General features: G+C 42.0%; 17 protein-coding genes and 1 pseudogene. 2 read left to right on the top strand and 16 right to left on the bottom strand.

Annotation, left to right across the window (positions count from 1 at the left end; all coding sequences use genetic code 11):
• Positions 1-37 precede the first annotated feature (37 nt).
• Positions 38-454 (bottom strand): MarR family winged helix-turn-helix transcriptional regulator, encoded by a 417-nt coding sequence (locus DW059_RS02900; protein ID WP_022243914.1) that lies wholly within the window; start codon positions 452-454, stop codon positions 38-40.
• Positions 455-792: 338 nt separating this feature from the next.
• Here DW059_RS02900 and hcp point away from each other — a divergent pair.
• Positions 793-2,465 (top strand): annotated as a pseudogene (gene hcp / locus DW059_RS02895) (hydroxylamine reductase).
• A gap of 53 nt (positions 2,466-2,518) precedes the next feature.
• Here the strand turns inward: hcp and DW059_RS02890 are convergent.
• The 8 genes from DW059_RS02890 to DW059_RS02855 form a co-directional block, all read right to left on the bottom strand.
• Positions 2,519-3,598, bottom strand: coding sequence for an HD-GYP domain-containing protein (locus DW059_RS02890; protein WP_117697536.1), 1,080 nt, complete (start codon positions 3,596-3,598; stop codon positions 2,519-2,521).
• 15 nt (positions 3,599-3,613) lie between these two features.
• Complete coding sequence (locus DW059_RS02885; RefSeq protein ID WP_158551983.1) at positions 3,614-4,183, bottom strand: PilZ domain-containing protein; 570 nt, start codon at positions 4,181-4,183, stop codon at positions 3,614-3,616.
• 97 nt (positions 4,184-4,280) lie between these two features.
• Complete coding sequence (locus tag DW059_RS02880; protein WP_117697532.1) at positions 4,281-4,550, bottom strand: DUF1294 domain-containing protein; 270 nt, start codon at positions 4,548-4,550, stop codon at positions 4,281-4,283.
• Positions 4,551-5,174: 624 nt separating this feature from the next.
• Positions 5,175-7,325 (bottom strand): protein translocase subunit SecD, encoded by a 2,151-nt coding sequence (secD, locus tag DW059_RS02875; RefSeq protein WP_117697530.1) that lies wholly within the window; start codon positions 7,323-7,325, stop codon positions 5,175-5,177.
• A 22-nt stretch (positions 7,326-7,347) separates the two neighbouring features.
• Positions 7,348-8,703: a thioether cross-link-forming SCIFF peptide maturase gene (scfB, locus tag DW059_RS02870; RefSeq protein WP_022244182.1), complete on the bottom strand. Its 1,356-nt coding sequence runs from the start codon at positions 8,701-8,703 to the stop codon at positions 7,348-7,350.
• Positions 8,704-8,795: 92 nt separating this feature from the next.
• The gene (gene scfA / locus DW059_RS02865; protein ID WP_022244181.1) at positions 8,796-8,939 is read right to left on the bottom strand and encodes a six-cysteine ranthipeptide SCIFF; all 144 of its coding nucleotides are present in this window, start codon (positions 8,937-8,939) and stop codon (positions 8,796-8,798) included.
• Between the two features lie 72 nt (positions 8,940-9,011).
• Positions 9,012-9,392 (bottom strand): TIGR04086 family membrane protein, encoded by a 381-nt coding sequence (locus tag DW059_RS02860; protein ID WP_022244180.1) that lies wholly within the window; start codon positions 9,390-9,392, stop codon positions 9,012-9,014.
• Positions 9,393-9,538: 146 nt separating this feature from the next.
• Positions 9,539-10,336: a GNAT family N-acetyltransferase gene (locus tag DW059_RS02855; RefSeq protein WP_147326022.1), complete on the bottom strand. Its 798-nt coding sequence runs from the start codon at positions 10,334-10,336 to the stop codon at positions 9,539-9,541.
• Positions 10,337-10,564: 228 nt separating this feature from the next.
• On the opposite strand from DW059_RS02855, the gene DW059_RS02845 reads away from it, so the two are divergent.
• Entirely contained in the window at positions 10,565-11,086 is a 522-nt protein-coding gene (locus DW059_RS02845; protein WP_117697524.1) for a peptidylprolyl isomerase, read from the top strand.
• A 68-nt stretch (positions 11,087-11,154) separates the two neighbouring features.
• On the opposite strand, the gene DW059_RS02840 is transcribed toward DW059_RS02845, so the two are convergent.
• The 7 genes from DW059_RS02840 to DW059_RS02810 form a co-directional block, all read right to left on the bottom strand.
• Positions 11,155-13,845 carry a transglutaminase-like domain-containing protein gene (locus DW059_RS02840; RefSeq protein WP_117697522.1) on the bottom strand — a complete coding sequence of 897 codons (2,691 nt, stop codon included), beginning with the start codon at positions 13,843-13,845 and terminating at the stop codon, positions 11,155-11,157.
• Positions 13,842-14,438 (bottom strand): DUF58 domain-containing protein, encoded by a 597-nt coding sequence (locus tag DW059_RS02835; RefSeq protein ID WP_117697520.1) that lies wholly within the window; start codon positions 14,436-14,438, stop codon positions 13,842-13,844. Before DW059_RS02835 ends, DW059_RS02840 begins: the two co-directional genes overlap by 4 nt.
• Positions 14,439-14,447: 9 nt before the next feature.
• On the bottom strand, positions 14,448-14,912 hold the full coding sequence (locus tag DW059_RS02830) for a hypothetical protein (RefSeq protein WP_117697518.1): 465 nt from the start codon (positions 14,910-14,912) through the stop codon (positions 14,448-14,450).
• Positions 14,913-14,915: 3 nt separating this feature from the next.
• On the bottom strand, positions 14,916-15,875 hold the full coding sequence (locus tag DW059_RS02825) for an AAA family ATPase (protein ID WP_117697516.1): 960 nt from the start codon (positions 15,873-15,875) through the stop codon (positions 14,916-14,918).
• A gap of 96 nt (positions 15,876-15,971) precedes the next feature.
• Entirely contained in the window at positions 15,972-16,523 is a 552-nt protein-coding gene (locus tag DW059_RS02820; protein ID WP_117697513.1) for a phosphatase PAP2 family protein, read from the bottom strand.
• A 202-nt stretch (positions 16,524-16,725) separates the two neighbouring features.
• Complete coding sequence (locus tag DW059_RS02815) at positions 16,726-18,114, bottom strand: uracil-xanthine permease family protein (RefSeq protein WP_117697511.1); 1,389 nt, start codon at positions 18,112-18,114, stop codon at positions 16,726-16,728.
• A 176-nt stretch (positions 18,115-18,290) separates the two neighbouring features.
• Complete coding sequence (locus DW059_RS02810; protein WP_022244172.1) at positions 18,291-19,061, bottom strand: Mrp/NBP35 family ATP-binding protein; 771 nt, start codon at positions 19,059-19,061, stop codon at positions 18,291-18,293.
• Between the last annotated feature and the right edge of the window lie 11 nt (positions 19,062-19,072).

Below are 19,072 nucleotides of genomic sequence, written 5' to 3'. Positions count from 1 at the left end.
CAAAGACACTCATCGGCCTCTTGTAACTTTAAATTTCTCATTCCAGATTCCGAAGCATCTTCTCGGCAATTCTTAAAAATTCTTTTCTTTCTTCTTCCGTAATTCCCTGTAATAAAAGTTCTTCCGATTCCGTAATTTCCTTTCGCAGAATATGTTCAATCTTCCGCGCCTGTTCTGTAAAAACAATCTTCTTATATCTTCCATCCTCTGATTCCGGCACCCGGCAGATTAGTTCTGCCTGCTCAAGATTCTTTAAAGTCTCTGTTGCAGTAGACGGACGCAAGCCAAATTCTTCCTCAATCTCTTTCTGGTATACCGGATGGTTTTCTGATTCCACCAGAATATAATTTAAGATGTTACCCTTTGCTCCGCTGATTCCGATAGATTCCTGTATTTTCTTAGAACGTCTGCGGAGCCGGTTGGATATTTTATTAATTACCTTTCCTGTTTCCATGGCAAATCTGTTCCTTTCTTTAAACTTATTACTATTTCTAATTAGTTCGGTTCCTAAGTATTTTAGCCAGATTTTATTCCATTGTCAACTTTCTATTTTATCTACTCTATTTCTTCATGCATAATATTCCTTTTCCCGGCTCATGCTAATGCCGATATATAAACTTTTTCTTAGGCGATTATAGAAAAAGAAGTAAAGAATTTTATTTCCAAATTTTAAATATAGAAGGGCATTGGAAGTAATTTGTGCTGAAATGCCCTTCTATAGTAAAAATTTTGAAAGAAAAATATATCTTTTCGCAATCGTCCAAAAAATTTTCTATAAAAGGAGATTATCGTATGGGAAATAACATGGATTTAAATTATGAAATGTTCTGCTATCAGTGTGAACAGACAGCCGGTGGCAAAGGCTGTACAAAGCTTGGCGTATGCGGAAAGACACCGGAAATTGCCAACCTGCAGGATTTACTTATTTTTCAGATAAAGGGAATCAGCTGCTACGGAAAAGTGCTGGTGGAGCAGGGACAACATATGGACAAATCGATTGTAAGCTTTATTGAAAATGTACTTTTTACGACACTTACCAATGTAAATTTTGATGCAGATGTACATGTGGCACTGCTCCGGCAATCACAGCAAATCAAAGAAGAGCTTCACAATTTGGTAGGTGAAATTTCGAATTCCACACTCCATGCCACCTATCATCTGCCGGATTCAAAAACGGATATGTTAAAGGATGCTCCTATGGCGGGCATTATGTATGACAAATCCTTAGACCCAGACATCCGCTCCCTCCGTCAGACTATTCTCTACGGTTTAAAAGGTATCAGTGCCTATGGTCATCAGGCAAGAGAATTAGGTTACTTCAGTGATGAAGTGGATGACTTTTATATACTGGCATTAGAAGCCATTACCGATGACCGGCTGACTGTCGAAGACCTGATCCGTCTGACCATGCGTACCGGTGAAATGGCTATTGAAGTCATGAAAAAACTGGACGATGCCAATACCACTATTTATGGCAATCCTTCCCCGCATAAGGTAAATGTTACTATTAAAAAAGGGCCATTTATCATTGTCTCCGGCCACGACTTAAATGATTTGGAAATGCTGTTGAAGCAGACGGAAGGCACCGGCATCAACATCTATACCCATGGTGAAATGCTGCCCTGCCACGGTTATGATGGACTGAAAAAATATTCTCATCTTGTAGGTAACTTCGGTGGAGCCTGGCAGGATCAGCAGAAACAGTTTGACAACATTCCCGGCTGTATCCTGATGACCACCAACTGCCTGATGCGCCCGAGAGATTCCTACAAAGACAGGATTTACAGCACGAATGTAGTAGGCTGGGATGGTGTAAAACATGTCGGTCGGAAAGAAAATGGAGACAAAGATTTCAGTGAAATCATAAAACAGGCAATTGAACTTGGCGGTTTTCAGGAAGACCAGCCGGCAAAAGAGATTCTGGTAGGTTTCGGACACCACGCTGCCTTAAGCTATGCCCCACAGCTTGTGGAAGCTGTTAAAAGCGGACAAATCCGCCATTTCTTCCTTATCGGCGGCTGTGACGGTGCCCGTCCGGGTCGAAATTACTACACTGACTTTGCCCAGATGGTTCCATCTGACTGTATGATTCTAACGCTTGCCTGCGGAAAATACCGTTTTAATAAACTGGATTTTGGTGAAGTAGCCGGACTGCCACGTCTTTTGGATGTGGGACAATGTAATGATGTCTACTCTGCCATCCGCATTGCTACTGCGCTTGCAGATGCTTTTGAAACGGACGTAAACGGACTTCCACTGTCACTGATTATATCCTGGTATGAACAGAAAGCGGTTGCTGACCTACTTGCCTTTTAAGCCTTGGCATTCATGATATTTATTTAGGTCCAACGCTTCCTGCCTTCATCAGTCCAAATGTGCTGCAGTATCTTACCGATACCTTCCACCTGAAACCAATCAGCAATGCTTCCGATGATATCAAAACCTGTCTGAAACAGAGCCTGTAAACAAAAACCTCCTTACCAGTTTTCTGGTAAAGAGGTTTTTATTTATGCAAAATCTATTTTCCTGTCTGATTTGCAATGCAGACGCAATACCATTTATCATCTGTCTGACTGACATCATGATTACAGTTGATAATCGGATGATTCAGGTCATTTGGTGGAATGTAACGCACCACACCGATTCTTCCATCGGACATCTGTACCTTTACATCCCGGTAATTTTCCACCATATTTTTCACAAATAAGTCTACCAGGCGTTCATCCAGTCCCGGAAATTCACCCTTTTTAAATTTCTCCAACACATCAAAAGGAATCATGGATTCCTTATAACTTCTCTGGGAAATCATGGCATCATACACATCGGAAATGGCGGTAATCCTTGCCAGCAGAGAAATCTCATCTCCTGCAATCTGATCCGGATAACCCTTTCCATCCAGCCGCTCATGATGATGTCTTGCCGCTAACCGGATATCTTCATCTACATTATCCCAAAGCAGCTCATATGAATAAACGGGATGAGCTTTTATGATTTCAAATTCTTCTTCCGTAAGTCTTCTTGGTGCATTTAAGATTTCTTCCGGTATCTTCGTCTTTCCGATATCGTGCACTAATCCGGCGCATACCAGCTTTTTAATCACCGGTTCCGGAAGCTTCAGCCACTGCCCGATAACACCATTGGTAAATGCTACGTTCAGGGAATGGCGCTGCAAATTCTCATCCATCTCTCTCGGTGCATCAATACACTGAAATATTTTAGGGAAATCCAATACCTTAATCTTAGTAAAAATATCCTTTGTAACAGTCTCCGTTGCTTCCACATTAATTTCGGAAGCATTTCTGGTTACAGAAAAAATACTGTCTACATCGTTTTTTAATGCTGTATAGCCGACTGCTTCTTCGTATACTCTCTGCAATGCAGCTCTTGGTGCTTTTCCACTGTTGAGAATTTCCTGATAAGTTTCCTCACTGGTTGTAATATATCCACCACGTTCAAACTTGGAAAGTTTATCTAACCGGTCCTGTGTCAGGACTTCGCCCCGTTTCAAAAGCAGCACCGAACCTCTGTCATTATAAATATCTCCGGAAAGTTCCAGGCCTTTCCATAAAAAATCAATTGGAATTTTTCTAAGTCTCATTCTGTCACTCCGCCCTTATATATTCCTGTCACGAATCATCATGCAGCCATACTCTTCTGTCTTAAGATTTGCATTCTGTATCCGGACAATCCGATATGTCTTCTGTAACATTGTATCTCCAAGTTTCACGCAAATCCGCAGTTCCGTTCCAACTGTCCCGCTTCCTGCCATTGTCTGAATCAGAATTCCATTTCCACTGATATTACAGGTTTCCATTTCAATTGGCTTCTGCAATTCAATTAATGTTCCATCCACAATAACAGATTCTATATATCCCTTTTCTTTTAAGGGATAACGGGCATGCTTCCGCTTCTCACCATTCTTACTCCTGCCCAGCTCGATTTCTACTTCATTGGCAATTATAACCTTCCGAAGATTACCGGTAGCTTCTACCAGGCTCCCATTCGGTCCAAATATGATAACCGTCACTGCATGCTCCATCCGGTTGTCCAGGCTTCCTGCACTAACCTTTACTACTTTACGGATCGGATCATAAGATTTAATTCTTGTATCTAATACCCTCTTCCCGCCGGCAATTTCCTTTACAATAATCCGGCAGCCATTTAACTCCATCATTCCTGCCATAATTTGCATTTCTCCCTGATACTGTTGTTCACCTATTATCCATATCTCATTTCTGTTTGATATATTTTATCACGCCTATCCCGGTTTGAAAATATTTTTACCAAAAATAATAGTATAAAACCAGTTGCACAATCAGTATAAATGGCATTCCTATTACAAAGTACCAATGTTTTGTCTTATGACGGAACAGATACATACCTGCCCATGTCCCAATGCTTCCTCCCAGTATGCTTACCAGAAATAATGTTTTTTCCGGAATACGCCATTTATGACAGATGGCTCTGCGTTTATCTATTCCCATGACGGATAGCCCGACAATATTTGCAATTATTCCATATGCAATTGCTATTTTCTGAATTGTATTCATTCTTTTCTCCTTTTTCAAATATTAATTTTTGGCAATTGCAAACGGAAATAATCTTTGCTGGAAAATATTACGGAGATTTACAGCGGATTATCTTTATCCGTTATGAAATGCCAGCAGTTCTTAGAATGCGTGTTTTTCTTGCATATAAACTGTCTTTCCGGTTGCTTTGACTGAATAGCTGCACTGTCCGTCGAAAACAGATGCCGCATAACGCCTGCAAGGGGCACAGGGAATTTCGGCATAATTATACTTTCATCTGGCAACCGGCACAAATTCACGTCCATGTTCAAATGTGCCTCGCTGGTACATCCCTGTACCAGCGTTGCCTGTTGCCAGATGAAATTCCCAGTGCCCCTAACAGCCCTTATCAGGCATCTGTACTTCGACGAACCGTGTAGCTATTCTGGCAAACATTGGAAAGACTGTTTTCATAACCAAAAGAAAAACACGCATTTTAGAACTGTGGTATTTCATAACGAAAGATAATCTGCTGCGAATCAACGTAATATTATTGTAACAAATCTCTTCTATCCTTTTGCAATCCCCGGATATTAATTTTTAAACAACGCCCAAATGTAAAAATCCCCTCTTCCAAATCAGAAGAGGGGAAATCATTTCTGTTACTTATGCATTCTTCTTTGCAAAGCGTGTTTTGAATACAAACCACAGCTCCGTTGCAATACAGATAGAAGAATAAGTTCCGCTCACAATACCTACCATAAGAGGAAGTGAGAAGTCTTTAATAGATGCAACTCCAAGGATATAAAGCAGGAATACCATTACAAAAGTTGTAATTGAAGTATTTAAGCTTCGGGAAATTGTCTGGGAAATGGAGCGGTCAGCTATTTCGGTTAAGCTTTCCTTATCCACATTTCTTACCAGATGCATATTCTCACGGATTCGGTCAAAGATAACGATGGTATCATTGATGGAATATCCGATGATTGTCAGCATTACTGCAATAAATGTGCTTCCTACAGACAGCCGCAGCAGAGAGTAACAGGTTAAAATAACCAATACATCATGAATCAGTGCTAAAATAGCAGAGGTTGCAAAACGAATGTCTTTAAACCGGAACCAGATATAAACCAGCATACAGATTGTTGCAATTACTACTGCCCAGACTGCATCTTTTGTCATTTCACCACTGATCGTGGAACTGATATTAGTAGAGGAAACAGTTGAAGTATCTACACCAAGATTTTCTTCTAATGTAGTATTTAACTGCTCTCTTTCGTCCAAATCAAGGCTTCTGGTCTTAAATACAACCTGTGTACTTCCTTCTACCTTCTGAGCCTGTACACTGGAATCTCCAGTCACATCCTCAATCAGAGGAATTACTTCAGAATCTAATTCTGCAAGAGTATAATCTTTACCCATATCTACGGTTGTAGATGTACCACCGACAAATTCAAGGCTTAAGTTCAATGCGCCCTTGCCATTGGCTTTGTTTACGCCCATTCCCACAAATCCGGCAATGATAATTACTGCTGAAACAATAAAGAATACGTGGCGTTTTGCAATAAAATGCATTGGACGGCGGTCTTTCTGTCTTCCATAGAATTTTGCATCACGGAAACCAATTACATACAGTCCATGTAATACCAGTCTTGTTACAACTAATGCGGTAAACATAGATAAAACGATACCGATTGCCAGTGTATAAGCAAATCCTTTTACGAAACCGCTTCCCTTAAATGCCAGCACTGCTGCAGCAATCAGGGTGGTGATATTTCCGTCTAAAATTGCAGATAACGCTTTCTGGAATCCGGTCTTAATCGCTGTCGAAACAGTCTTGCCGGATGCAATTTCTTCCCTGATACGGGCGAAGATAATAACATTTGCATCTACCGCCATACCAATGGAAAGGATGATACCTGCGATACCCGGAAGGGTAAGTGTAATTTCAAAAAGATAAATAACTGCAACTACCATTGTAGTATAAATTCCAAGTGCTATGGTTGCTGCCACACCGGAAATCCAGTAGTAAGCAATCATGAATACCGCAATCAGGGCAAGACCGATTGCTGCTGCCTTTAATGCCGTTGAAATTGCTTCTGTACCAAGCTGTGCTGCCACTATCTGGGACTGTAACTCAGATAACTCTAAGGAAAGAGAACCGATACGGATATTAGAAGCTAAAGTCTCTGCTTCTTCATAGGAACTCATTCCATCGATTACTGCGCTTCCGCCGGTAATTGCTTCTTTTACACGAGGTGTACTGATTGCCTCATCATCGTATACAATTGGGCAGACCTTTCCAACGTTGGCAGTGGTTGCATCTGCAAATTTCTGTGCGCCTTCATCGGTAAGTGTAAGCTGGACCACATACTGCTTGTTGCCAAGGTTGTCCTGCTGTGTTGCAGCCTGTGCATCCTTTACATCATTACCAGTCATGTAAACATTTCCGTCCGGATCCCGGAACTCTAAGGAACCCGGTTTTCCAAGTTCGTCCAGAATCTTGTTTGCATCCTTTACTCCTGGAATTTCAACGGTGATACGGTCATCACCTTCCTGATATACAGATGCTTCTGTACTGTAGCCTTCCACACGCTTCTGAAGCTTGTAAATAGTATCCTTCATCTGCTCGGAAGTCGGATTCTCGGATTCCACCTGATATGTGATGCTGACACCACCTGCCAAATCCAATCCAAGCTTAATGTTCTTATCTTCACCCTTTCCGGTTGAAGATAAGATGATAGACGCATAATACGACAGTCCTGCTAAAACCAAGAGAACTGCAAGTAATATGGCTACGCCCTTACTTTTCTTCATTTTTTTCTTCCTTTCTCCTGACTTAAATTTCCGCCTCTGCGGCTTTTATCATAATTGCGCATTCCACACGTTTCTTCTGTAATGCACAACCAATGTCATAGGTATTATGAATATCACCATGGAAATTATAAGAGTTCGCTGCACATCCACCGCTACAGTAGAATCTTGCAAAACACTCTCTGCATTTTTCCTTGGAATAAACATTACAGCTCTTAAAGGAATCCCGGATATCGGTACGTTTTAAGCCTTCAAAAACATTTCCCATCAGGAAATCTTCATTTCCAACAAACTGATGACATGGATATAAGTCTCCCCAAGGTGTTACTGCCAGATACTCGGTTCCGGAACCACATCCGGAAAGTCTCTTGGCAACACAAGGACCGCCCTCCAAATCAATCATAAAGTGGAAGAAGTTGAATGCTTTTCCTTCTTTTTTCCGTTTTACCATCTCTTTTGCCAGTGCATCATATTCTGCAAAAAGCTGTGGCAGGTCTTCCTCACGGATGGCATAATCATCTGTCTCCTGTGCCACAACCGGCTCTACGGAAATCTGCTTAAATCCAAGGTCTGCCAGATGCAGTACATCCTTGGAAAAATCTAAATTATGATGGGTATAGGTTCCACGCACATAGTAGCGTTCCTGATTTCTGCTGTCTGCAAATTTCTGGAATTTCGGAACAATCACATCATAGCTTCCCTGTCCGCCGCGGAATGGACGCATATAATCATTGACTTCTTTTCTTCCATCAATACTTAATACAACATTGTCCATCTCTTTATTGGCGAACTCCATGATGTCATCATTTAAAAGAACACCATTCGTGGTCAGTGTAAACCGGAAATTCTTATTATGTATTTTTTCCTGCTCTCTTCCGTATGCCACTAAATCTTTTACCACCTGGAAATTTAAGGTAGGTTCTCCACCGAAGAAGTCCACCTCTAAGTTCCGGCGATTGCCGGAATTGGCAATCAGGAAATCCAATGCAGCTTTTCCTACTTCGTAGGACATTAACGCACGTCTGCCGTGATATTCTCCCTCTTCTGCAAAACAGTATCTGCAGGCAAGGTTACAATCATGGGCAATATGCAGACACAGTGCTTTTACTACAGTAGGACGCTTTGTTACATCACCGATGTATTCTTCATAATCATCCGGTGTGAACAAATCTCCGTTCTTCTGCAATTCCTCTATCTCTTCAATTGCTTCTTTTATCTCCGCCTCATCATAGGTCTTATTCAGTCTCTGTATGATTTCTTCACGGCTTGTCTCTTCCCACAATGCAATGACATCATAGGTCAAATCATCCACAATATGGATGGCGCCGCTGTTTACATCCAGGACAATATTATAGCCGTTGTTTTTATACTGGTGAACCACTACAATATTTCCTCACTTTCTTACAACATTATAACGACCGTCCGCGCAGGCGTACGGTCGTTTCGTTCGTTCTCAATCTGAACTTTTGGTAATTATTTGCAATGCTCGCAAGTCTGGTTTCCTACAGTACAGGAAGTCTTGCATGCTGACTGACAAGATGTCTGGCACTCGCCGCATCCGCCCTTCTTTACTGTATTCTGTAACTTTCTTGTATTCAGGGTCTTAATATGTTTCATCTCGTTATCTCCTTTCGAAAAAATACCTCTAGTTAGTATAACACATAGTCTTTCATAAGAAAAGCACTTTTTTTAACTGAGCATTCCGCCCACAGTTCCCGAAGCAGTGCATAAAATCAGTGTTGTAAGGATGTGCTGCATCCCGGAATCCAGTCCCTTTTTCAATATCAGGGACACAATGAGCAGCACCGCAAAATATAATAGCCCCATCACGGCTCCCCACAGATATTTCCGGCTCTTCTTAATCTTTCCAATGATGAAGCCGCCGACAAATCCCACTACAATATAGCTTATGATAATGCTGATATTTACCGCAGCTTCGCTTAATTCCATTTTATATAAGACTGCCGCCAGAATAAAAAGCAGTATTCCCGTCAGAATATACATGACCAGCAACACTTTGCCCATTGTCGTAAAAAGATTTCCTTTTCCTGCCACCTTCTCTTTTCCCATATATCCTCCATCCATCTTCGTACCCTGCGTCTGTATCCGTAACTTATTTTTTATATCATGTTCCGGATACATTTTCGCTTTGTACTATATATGAAAAAAAGATTTATATTATGTATAAAAATGTCTCCTGCCGCTTAACTTTCCAATCACGGATAAAAATACCAGAAATGCCGGAATATTTTTCCATCCTGTTTTATCTTCTCTGTTTCCTGAAAGCCAAGTTTATGAAGCAGTCCCAACGATGCTTCATTCCCCGGCTCCACCAGACAGTCAATTCTTCGAAATTCAAGATTATTTTTTACCCATGCCATGATTGCCTGACAGACCTCATATGCATAACCCTGCCTCTGGTATTCCGGTGCAATGACATAGCCCATCTCAATAATTTCTTCTTCTCCTAGCATGCGATAGTCGATTCCGGCTCTTCCAATCAGCCGGTGGGTATCTTTTTCCCTTACCAGCCACATGCCATATCCATAGTAGCCATACATATTTTCAATATATGCTCTCTGGTACTCCTCCTCTTCCTGCCTTTCGTAAAGGGGCTCGATATAATCGGTGATTCCCTTCTTATTATATAAATCAAATAAATCGTCCATGTCATCTAACGTAATCTCTCTCAGATAGCACCGCTTTGTCTCTAGTATCCGCCACGGCAAATGATGCTTCCGCTGAAATGTCCGAAGTAAAAATTCTGTGTCCACTTCTTCCAGTCCAAGAAGCAGCATATCCACATTGCTTAAAGGCATCTGTTTTGAAAAATCCGGTACTTCATAGCCAATGATGGTAAGCTGGTCTGAGTCTGCATCTGCATCCTTTTTCGCCCATGCCACTTCTTCCGGTTCTGTTGCAAGCAGCATACATTCCTCCGGCTTTACATGATGTCCGCTCAGGAAAAATGTGATATCTTTTTCCAAATCAGCATCTGTAAAAAGAAGTTCCACTTTTTTCTGCTCTGACAGTTCTTTTTGTAGGAAGCTAATGCATGTTTCTCTTCTTCAGAAATTTTTTCTTCTAATGTTTCTTTTCGTATGATACAGTTCCAGTTTACAGTATTCCAGTGACACATATTTCCTTCTCTCTTTCTTTACAAAAAAGCCTTTTTCCGCTATAGTAGAACTACATTCTGTTATGCAGGATGAATTCAATGAACAGAAATGAGGTATCTTACAATGGCTCAGAATCCTATTATTACATTTGAAATGGAAAACGGAGATATTATGAAAGCGGAATTATATCCGCAGGTTGCTCCTAACACAGTAAATAACTTTATCAGCCTTGTCAACAGGGGATTTTATGATGGACTTATCTTCCATCGTGTCATCAACGGTTTTATGATTCAGGGTGGTGACCCGGAAGGAACCGGAATGGGCGGTCCAGGATATGGTATCAAGGGTGAATTTGCACAGAATGGCTTTGCCAATGACTTAAAGCATTCTGCAGGCGTTCTTTCCATGGCTCGTTCCATGATGCCAAACTCTGCCGGCTCCCAGTTCTTTATCATGCATAAGGATGCTCCACACTTAGATGGTGCTTACGCTGCTTTCGGTAAAATCATTGAAGGCATGGATGTGGTAAATAAAATTGCAGAAGTTGCAACCGACTACAGTGACCGTCCAATGGAAGACCAGCGAATGAAAACCGTTACCGTAGAAACCTTTGGTGTTGATTACGACGAACCGGAAACCGTATAATGCCATCGCAACAGCCGTATCAGTGTATACACTGGCGCGGCTGTTGTTTTTTTGCAAAGCTTCTCTTTTTATTCTTTCAGTTTCCGGTAAAGCTTCTGTACAAACTGCACATCCTCTCTGGTAAGTTTCTTATGGCTATACGCTGCCACTTCAAGAATCTGAAGATAACGCTCCTTTTCTTCCATGCTCCAGCCCCCATAATTTAAAAGCTGTTCCCTGAATGTCCGGTCGGATTGTACTTTTGCATTTACAATGCCCTTCCGCCGTAAAATGCGATAAATCTGGTTCGAATTCCAACGGATGATACGCTTGTAACTATGTGTTCCCTTCTTCCGTTTTCCTTCTATCTCTCTTAAGTAATACCAGATACCTGCTGCAAGAAGCAGAATTATGATTACCACAACAATCAAAATGACCTTTAAACGGCTTTCCTTTTGATTCTGTTTTCCTGCCTTATTGCCATCCTGCATGGAATTTTCTGTATTCCGGTTTTCCGTGCCCTGATTTTCCGTATCCGGGTTTTCTGTATCCGGGTTTTCTGTATCCTGACTTTCTGTATTCTGATTTTCCGTATTTTGCATTCCGCTGCCGGATAAATCCGACTGACTGTCATCTTTGGAACTGTCCTGATAATCACTTCGCTCCAGCGTAATTAGGTCTGCTGTTCTGCCATCATTCATCCGGATGGTAATGCTGTCACTTTCCTGCTGAATCTCCAGACGGTCAATGCCGGTTTTATTTCCCGGCGTCATTTCCACCGGCACCCAGCCAACACTGTCTATATAGATTTCCGTCCAGGCATGTGCCTGATTATCAAGAACCTCTGCCGTATAATTACCATCACTGTCCTTCTTAAACTTCGATGTACTTACAGCATAGCCGCTGACATACCGTGCCTTAATTCCCATCTGCCGCAGAAGCAGTGTTCCAGCACTGGCAAAATGCTGACAAAAGCCTTCCTTCGTATCAAACAGAAAATGTTCTGTTACATCCTGTCCCCATGGCACATTGTCCAAATCCAGATTATAGTTACACTTCGCCAGTTCCCGTTTCACCAGATAGACTGCATAGATTTCCTTAAAGTTATAAATATTATCATAATAAGTACCATTCTCAGTAAATCGGTTATCTACAAAATCCGAATAATCTCTTTCATACTCCGCTTCCAACTGATTTCCCAGTTCCCGGATTCTTGTGAGATTTTCCGGCACATACGTATATTTTTCCGTATACTCATTATATTTCTTTATAAATGCCCATTCGTCTTCCGGTAATTTGCTGTTAAACCCAGCCAAATCATACCGCCAGCTATTCATATTCTCTATAATTTCATTTACTTCCGATTCGCTCAGTGTCTCATTCCGGTCCACATAAGCACCATCTGCCAAATCTGCTGTAAACAAAGCATTCATATAAAGATGTGACATGCTGTTTCTTATGGTTCCGTCTACTTCCAGAACGTCATTGCCATTTCGGAGCACAGTACGGTCTCCATCCATAAGAACCCCGGCGGGCTGCCGTTCATCCTGATAATAGCTTGCCAACGTATAGTATGGCAGGTATGCATAGGGGTCTTTCTTATCAAAATACTGCACCCGGTAAATGGTATCCCAGTAATAGGTATAATAGCTCTGGGTATATGCCAGAATATTCTGTACCTGTTGTCCCGCGGTCTGTTCCTTAAGACTGCTGTCTGCTTCCTGCATGGCAGTCACAAAATCACTGGAATCATAAGTCTTCCAGCTTCCATTTTTGTAATAATCGCCTACATAACCTCTTAAATATACCGTATCATCCGGTATCTGATAAGCAGTCACTTCCATAACCGGCTTGTCCTCAAATTCCGGTGCCATATTGCTGACCCGTCCCGGCTGATGGAAGGAGAAAATATCTTTACCAAAAGGAATTTCTGCCAAAAGATTGGCAGCTGTCATTGCCATTTCTGTTACCATATCCTGTGCAGTTTTTTCAATTTCACTTCTTCTTGCCACCATTTCTTTGGCTTTCGGTTCTGCCACTCTAAATACCAGCGAAGAAACAGCTACCGCCACCACCAGAAAAAGGCATACTGCTTTCTGTCTTAGATATTCCAACTGCTTTAATTCCACCCGGCCGGCAGCCCGGTAACCAAAGCTTCCTGCTGCAGCCAGTGAGAAACAAATCAATGCCCGCTTTGATGGTGCATAGCCCACCGCAAAATCCAGCATTATAAGGAGTAGCGGTGGAATCAACACTCCAGCCAGCCGTTTTCTTACCACCAGAAAATAAATCTGCAGAATAGACAAGATAACTAACAGCCATGCTGTTACTTCTACCACCGGATTTAAATCAAGATACCGTTCAAATCCGGATACAATCTGCACATTATAGTACATATTGATTTTCTGCACTACCAGCCGGATCAGTCCTGCCAGCCCTGGGTAAAGCTCTTTCCGGCTAAGCACCAGTCCCACCAGCAGTTCTCCCACAGGCAGCAGCCACTTGTCCGCCTTCTTAAAATAGGAAAAAGAAAACGTCAATGCTGCCGCAGAAACAGAAACCCATATCAATACAGGCTTTCCAAACCGGTTAGTCAGAAAGATGTCTCCAAATATAAAGAACATGGAAAGCTCCCAAAGTACAGCCAGCAGGCTCTGCATTCCCACACGCATGACCTGCGGCGGCAATGCAATTTTTCCTGCCCGCCGTCCTTTCTGCGAATACCGTATGTTTCCAGTCTTTTTCATAACCGATGCATATGTTTTCTTCTTTTTTCTCATACTCTAATCTCCGCTTTTGCGAAATCTTCTATTTCCGTTCCTGCCACAATAAGTTTTCCTGCAAGGTTCATTTCTATCTTTGTAACTGCTGTCTCACCCCGGTATTTCTCCTGATATAAAAGTGCAATATCCATCTTTTCCCGGCTCTGAACCGCTCCATACAAAAGCAGAATAAAATAATATACCTTCTCTTCCTTATCTACCCTTACCCGGATGAGGTCATGTTCCTTTTCATCATACCATGCGATATAATGAGGGCACTGTTTTTCCACCAGTCCAAAAGAAATCGAAATTACCATTTCAAAAAAGTGGTTTCTCTGCTTCTCCGTCTCTTTCTGCCCTCCGCTGATGTCAAGAAGAATCACCACCGGACAGCCCATCGGCTGGCTGTTTTCCCGCACCATTAATTCCTCTTCTTTTGCAGATAACTTCCAGTGGATATTCTGGATTTTATCTCCCGGCTGAAAGGAACGGATCTGAAATACCTCAGATACGTCATCTCCCCCGGTTTTATCATCATGTACTTCCGATTCCCCCTGAAAATACCGGGATGCTAATCCCACCTCTATCATTACCGGCATTATCTTTGGCATAATGGAAAGTCATTCCTCATAGCGCACATACCTGGTCAGATAGCCGATTCCAAGCAGACCATAAAATCTTACCCGAACCAGCCGGAATGTATAATTTCCACTGCTTTTTGCTGCTACCTCCACGCTCATCCGGCTGCTGCTCTTTGCATCCGCTGCCGCCTGTATGGATAATATTCTTTTTTTCCTGCCAAAAGAATTCCGGTAATCCATCCGGTATACTACCTTCGGCAATGGCAGCCTGCTCCGGTTTTCCGTCACCGCACAGATCATAACGCCTTCTTCCTGCTCTGCCATAACAATCGGAATCTGAATCCGGCATTTTACCCGAAGCATCATATATAAAATATAGCCATAGCCTAAAAACAGCATTACTCCGCAGCAAATCGCCAAAAGCATCAATGCCGGGCTGGTATAAATGATTCCAAGATATCCTAATGCACCAACAATAAGTACAAGTATCAGTCCTGCTGCCATAGGCTACTCTTTTCCCTTAAATGAAGTTGGTTTTGTGGTATCTTCCATAATTTTTTCAAGAACTGCTTCCCCGGACACCCCGGTGACCCGTGCTTTGGTATTTAATACGATTCTATGCTTTGTGACATCATAAAAAACATCCTCTACATCAGCCGGAATCACATAATCTCTCTCATTAAAAAATGCATTGGCACGCACCATTTTCGTCAGTGCCACCATTCCACGCGGACTGACGCCCAGCTCAATATAAGGATTTTTTCTGGTGGCATGAATCAGCGCCATCATATATTCATAAATTCTGTCATGTATAAAAATATTTTCTACGGTTTCTTTCATTGCCTGCAGCTGCGCCCCTGTCATCACACCTTCTATGCTCTCATAGCTCTGTCCGATGCTCTTTCCTTTGGCAATCTCAATCTCACTTTTCAAATCCGGGTATCCCATGCTCATACAAATCATGAAACGGTCTAACTGGGATTCCGGCAGCATCTGTGTCCCGGCACTTCCCTTCGGATTCTGGGTTGCCATTACAAGAAATGGTTTCGGAACCGGATGACTGATGCCATCTACCGTCACTTTTCCCTCTTCCATAACCTCTAACAGGGCTGACTGGGTCTTTGGAGAAGTACGGTTGATTTCATCTGCCAAAAACAGATTGCACATGACTGCACCCGGATGATAATAAAAGCCGCCCTGCTCCTTATCATACATAGAAAATCCCAAAATATCTGCCGGCAGTACATCCGGTGTAAACTGTACTCTGTGATTTTCAAGGCACAATGCCCTCGAAAAAGCCAGTGCCAGCGTTGTCTTTCCCACTCCCGGTACATCTTCAATTAAAATATGTCCTCCTGCTAAAATTGCACAGAATGCCTTCCGGATACAATCATCTTTTCCTTTTACGCTTTTTTTGATTTCATTTTGAACCCGCTTTGATAATTCCACCGCCTGCTGTAATTCCATCCTTCTCCTCCTGCCTTGAGTCTGTTTTCTGTTTTCTGGCTCTTCTCTATTTCCTATCATTCTCTATTTTTCGCCTCTAGTTCAGAAATGTTTCTCTTACTTCACAAGTTTCTTCTGTCCCTGAATCTTTTTTACCAGCCATACCGAAACTAACGCCAGTACGGTTCCAATCACCACTCCTGCCAACACATCTGACGGATAATGTACTCCTACATATAACCGTGAATATGCAATCAGAACAGCTACAATTAATGCCATTACTCCATATTTTTTAGGAAGCTCTTTCCATAATACAATTGCTGATGCGAAAGAACTTCCGGTATGTCCCGATGGGAAAGAATAATCTGACTGCTTTTCAATTAAAAGTTTCAATCCATCAACCACTTCATAGGGTCTGGTTCTTGCCACCAGATTTTTAAGTATAATATTGTCTACAATTAACGAACCAATTAATGCCAGTGCCGACATATAGCCTACGTTTCTCGTCTTCTTGTCCAACAAAAGCACAATGGTTATCAGAATCCATAAGATTCCAGCATTTCCAAGATTCGTAATATCCTTCATCACGGAAGTCAATGCCGGGAATCGCAGATACTCCTGTATCCATAATAAAATCTGCCCATCTATATGTAATAACTGTTCTAACATGATATGTTCCTCTTCTTTCCGTACGTTTTCATCACTTTTACTGCTGCTTATAGTATACCGTGTTTCCTTTGATTTCGAAACAACTTAATGAAATATTAAAAAACTAAACTCCAGCCATTCCCAAGCAACGCAAAACAGGTCATCCCAGCCCTCACAAGCTGAACATGACCTGTTTCTTTCTACATAAATTGCTTTTTATTACTTACTGAATATCTTCTTCCTGAATCGGATTCATGTCAAGTCCACGGTTGGCATCTGCCTTTGGATCATCTCCGAAATGATAATCTTTACCAGGTAAGATTGCATTTAAGATAATTCCAGCTAAAGCTGCGATTGCAAGTCCGGTTAAGGTAATGCTGGTTCCTGCAATGGTAAAGGTAAGTCCATTGGAAAATCCAAGTCCGCTGACTAAGATTACTGCTGCAATGATTAAGTTACGGGATTTGGTAAAATCAACGTGATTTTCTACTACGTTTCTGACACCGATTGCAGAGATCATACCATAAAGCATGAAGCTGACACCACCGATGATTGCAGATGGCATAGAACCAATGATTTCAGCCATTTTCGGAATAAAGCTTAAGATAACTGCAAATACAGCTGCAATACGGATCACTCTAGGGTCATGCACACGGCTTAATTCCAATACACCGGTATTCTCACCATATGTAGTATTTGCAGGACCACCAACCATACCTGCAAATGCGGTTGCAAGTCCGTCACCGATTAAGGTTCTGTGAAGTCCCGGATCTTCGATGAAGTTCTCACCAACAGTTGCAGAAATTGCAGACATATCTCCGATATGCTCCATCATAGTTGCCAGTGCGATTGGTGCCATAACCAAGATTGCAGTCAGGTTAAATTTGCATAACTGGAATGGAGGAAGTCCTACCCAGCTTGCAGATGCTACTTCGGTAAAGTTTAAGATAGCACTTCCATCCGGATTAGTCAGTCCTGCTGCCTGCATAATCAGTGCTGCTGCATAGGAAATGACAACACCTAAAAGAATTGGGATAATGCGGAACATTCCTTTTCCCCAGATGTTAAAGATAATGATAACTGCCAGTGCAATCAGTGCAAGAATCCAGTTGGTGGATGCATTGTTTACTGCAGATGGTGCAAGGGAAAGGCCGATACAGATGATGATTGGTCCTGTTACAACAGGTGGCAGGAAACGCATTACTTTCTTTACTCCTACGACTTTGATAACAAGTGCAAGAATCAGATATAAAGCTCCTGCAACAACAATACCACCACAGGCATATGGAAGCTTCTCTCCCATGGTCATGTCTGCAAAGACTCCGGTATCCAACTGTGCAATCGTAGAAAATCCTCCTAAGAATGCAAAGGATGAACCTAAGAATGCAGGTACTTTTAATTTGGTACAAAGGTGGAAGAATAAAGTTCCAAGACCAGCACAGATTAAAGTAACCTGTACGGAAAGGCCTTCTCCCTTAAAATAGCTGTTCACCAGAATCGGCACAAGAATGGTTGCGCCAAACATTGCGAACATGTGCTGAAGTCCTAACAACAGCATCTTTGGAACACCAAGTGTCCGTGCGTCGCGAATTGCGTCTTTTCGTTCGTTCATAACGAAAGCTCCTCCTTAAAATATAATGTGTGATATCCGTGGAATTTTATTTCCCACTTCTGCGGTGCTTTTCATACATTTTTCTGTTGCTATGCTGCATCCGCTTTAACTACGGGAAACATATTTTCCCGCATAAAACAGGTAACCCACCGAAATGGCAGATTACCTGTTATTATCTAAATTTGTTCCAACGCCTCAATTGCTTTGGCAATATATGGGTTGTCCATAGTATAAAATTGTCCTGCATCGGCAGCTTTTGCATATGCCGGATCCAATGGAAGTTTTCCAAGAACGGACAAATCAAGGTCTGCTGCGATTTCATCAATATGGCTTTCTCCAAATAAGGAAATCTCTTTTCCACAATCCGGACATTTTAAATAGCTGTAATTTTCAACGATTCCAAGGACAGGAACATTCATCATCCCTGCCATGTTATATGCTTTCTTTACAATCATCTGAACCAGTTCCTGCGGAGAAGTTACGATAATGATTCCTTCTACCGGAAGAGACTGGAATACAGTCAGTGGAACATCTCCGGTTCCCGGTGGCATATCTACGAAAAGGTAATCAATGTCACCCCATACCACGTCACTCCAGAACTGCTTTACTACGCCGGCAACGACTGGTCCACGCCATACAACCGGTGTTTCTTCTGTATCAACCAATAAATTTACAGACATAATCCTGGTTCCGTCTTCTGCCACTGCCGGAAGAATCTCTTTTCCATCTCCGACTGCTTTTCCGTGAATTCCATACATCTTTGGAATGGATGGTCCGGTAATGTCGGCATCCATAATACCTACTTCATAACCTTTCTTACGCATAGCGGCTGCCATGGATGCTGTGACAAAAGATTTTCCAACACCACCTTTACCGCTGACTACGCCGATTACATGCTTTATGGATGAATGCGCATTCATTGGCTCTTTCTGAAACTTTATTGCCATTTCTATTCCCT

The organism is Roseburia sp. AF42-8 (assembly GCF_003435965.1).
GTDB classification, from domain to species: Bacteria; Bacillota; Clostridia; order Lachnospirales; family Lachnospiraceae; genus Roseburia_C; species Roseburia_C amylophila.
Note: the sequence above shows the minus strand (reverse complement) of the source record. Positions and strands in the feature narration are given on the sequence as shown.

Excerpts from the sequence above, each read along its gene's own strand:
- DW059_RS02890 (WP_117697536.1), bottom strand. The coding sequence starts at position 3,598 with ATGAGACTTAGAAAAATTCCAATTGATTTTTTATGGAAAGGCCTGGAA.
- DW059_RS02880 (WP_117697532.1), bottom strand. The coding sequence starts at position 4,550 with ATGAATACAATTCAGAAAATAGCAATTGCATATGGAATAATTGCAAAT.
- DW059_RS02820 (WP_117697513.1), bottom strand. The coding sequence starts at position 16,523 with ATGTTAGAACAGTTATTACATATAGATGGGCAGATTTTATTATGGATA.
- DW059_RS02900 (WP_022243914.1), bottom strand. The coding sequence starts at position 454 with ATGGAAACAGGAAAGGTAATTAATAAAATATCCAACCGGCTCCGCAGA.
- DW059_RS02825 (WP_117697516.1), bottom strand. The coding sequence starts at position 15,875 with ATGGAATTACAGCAGGCGGTGGAATTATCAAAGCGGGTTCAAAATGAA.
- DW059_RS02840 (WP_117697522.1), bottom strand. The coding sequence starts at position 13,845 with ATGAGAAAAAAGAAGAAAACATATGCATCGGTTATGAAAAAGACTGGA.
- DW059_RS02860 (WP_022244180.1), bottom strand. The coding sequence starts at position 9,392 with ATGGGAAAAGAGAAGGTGGCAGGAAAAGGAAATCTTTTTACGACAATG.
- scfA (WP_022244181.1), bottom strand. The coding sequence starts at position 8,939 with ATGAAACATATTAAGACCCTGAATACAAGAAAGTTACAGAATACAGTA.
- DW059_RS02845 (WP_117697524.1), top strand. The coding sequence starts at position 10,565 with ATGGCTCAGAATCCTATTATTACATTTGAAATGGAAAACGGAGATATT.
- DW059_RS02815 (WP_117697511.1), bottom strand. The coding sequence starts at position 18,114 with ATGAACGAACGAAAAGACGCAATTCGCGACGCACGGACACTTGGTGTT.
- DW059_RS02885 (WP_158551983.1), bottom strand. The coding sequence starts at position 4,183 with ATGGCAGGAATGATGGAGTTAAATGGCTGCCGGATTATTGTAAAGGAA.
- DW059_RS02830 (WP_117697518.1), bottom strand. The coding sequence starts at position 14,912 with ATGGCAGCAGGACTGATACTTGTACTTATTGTTGGTGCATTAGGATAT.
- DW059_RS02810 (WP_022244172.1), bottom strand. The coding sequence starts at position 19,061 with ATGGCAATAAAGTTTCAGAAAGAGCCAATGAATGCGCATTCATCCATA.
- DW059_RS02835 (WP_117697520.1), bottom strand. The coding sequence starts at position 14,438 with ATGCCAAAGATAATGCCGGTAATGATAGAGGTGGGATTAGCATCCCGG.
- secD (WP_117697530.1), bottom strand. The coding sequence starts at position 7,325 with ATGAAGAAAAGTAAGGGCGTAGCCATATTACTTGCAGTTCTCTTGGTT.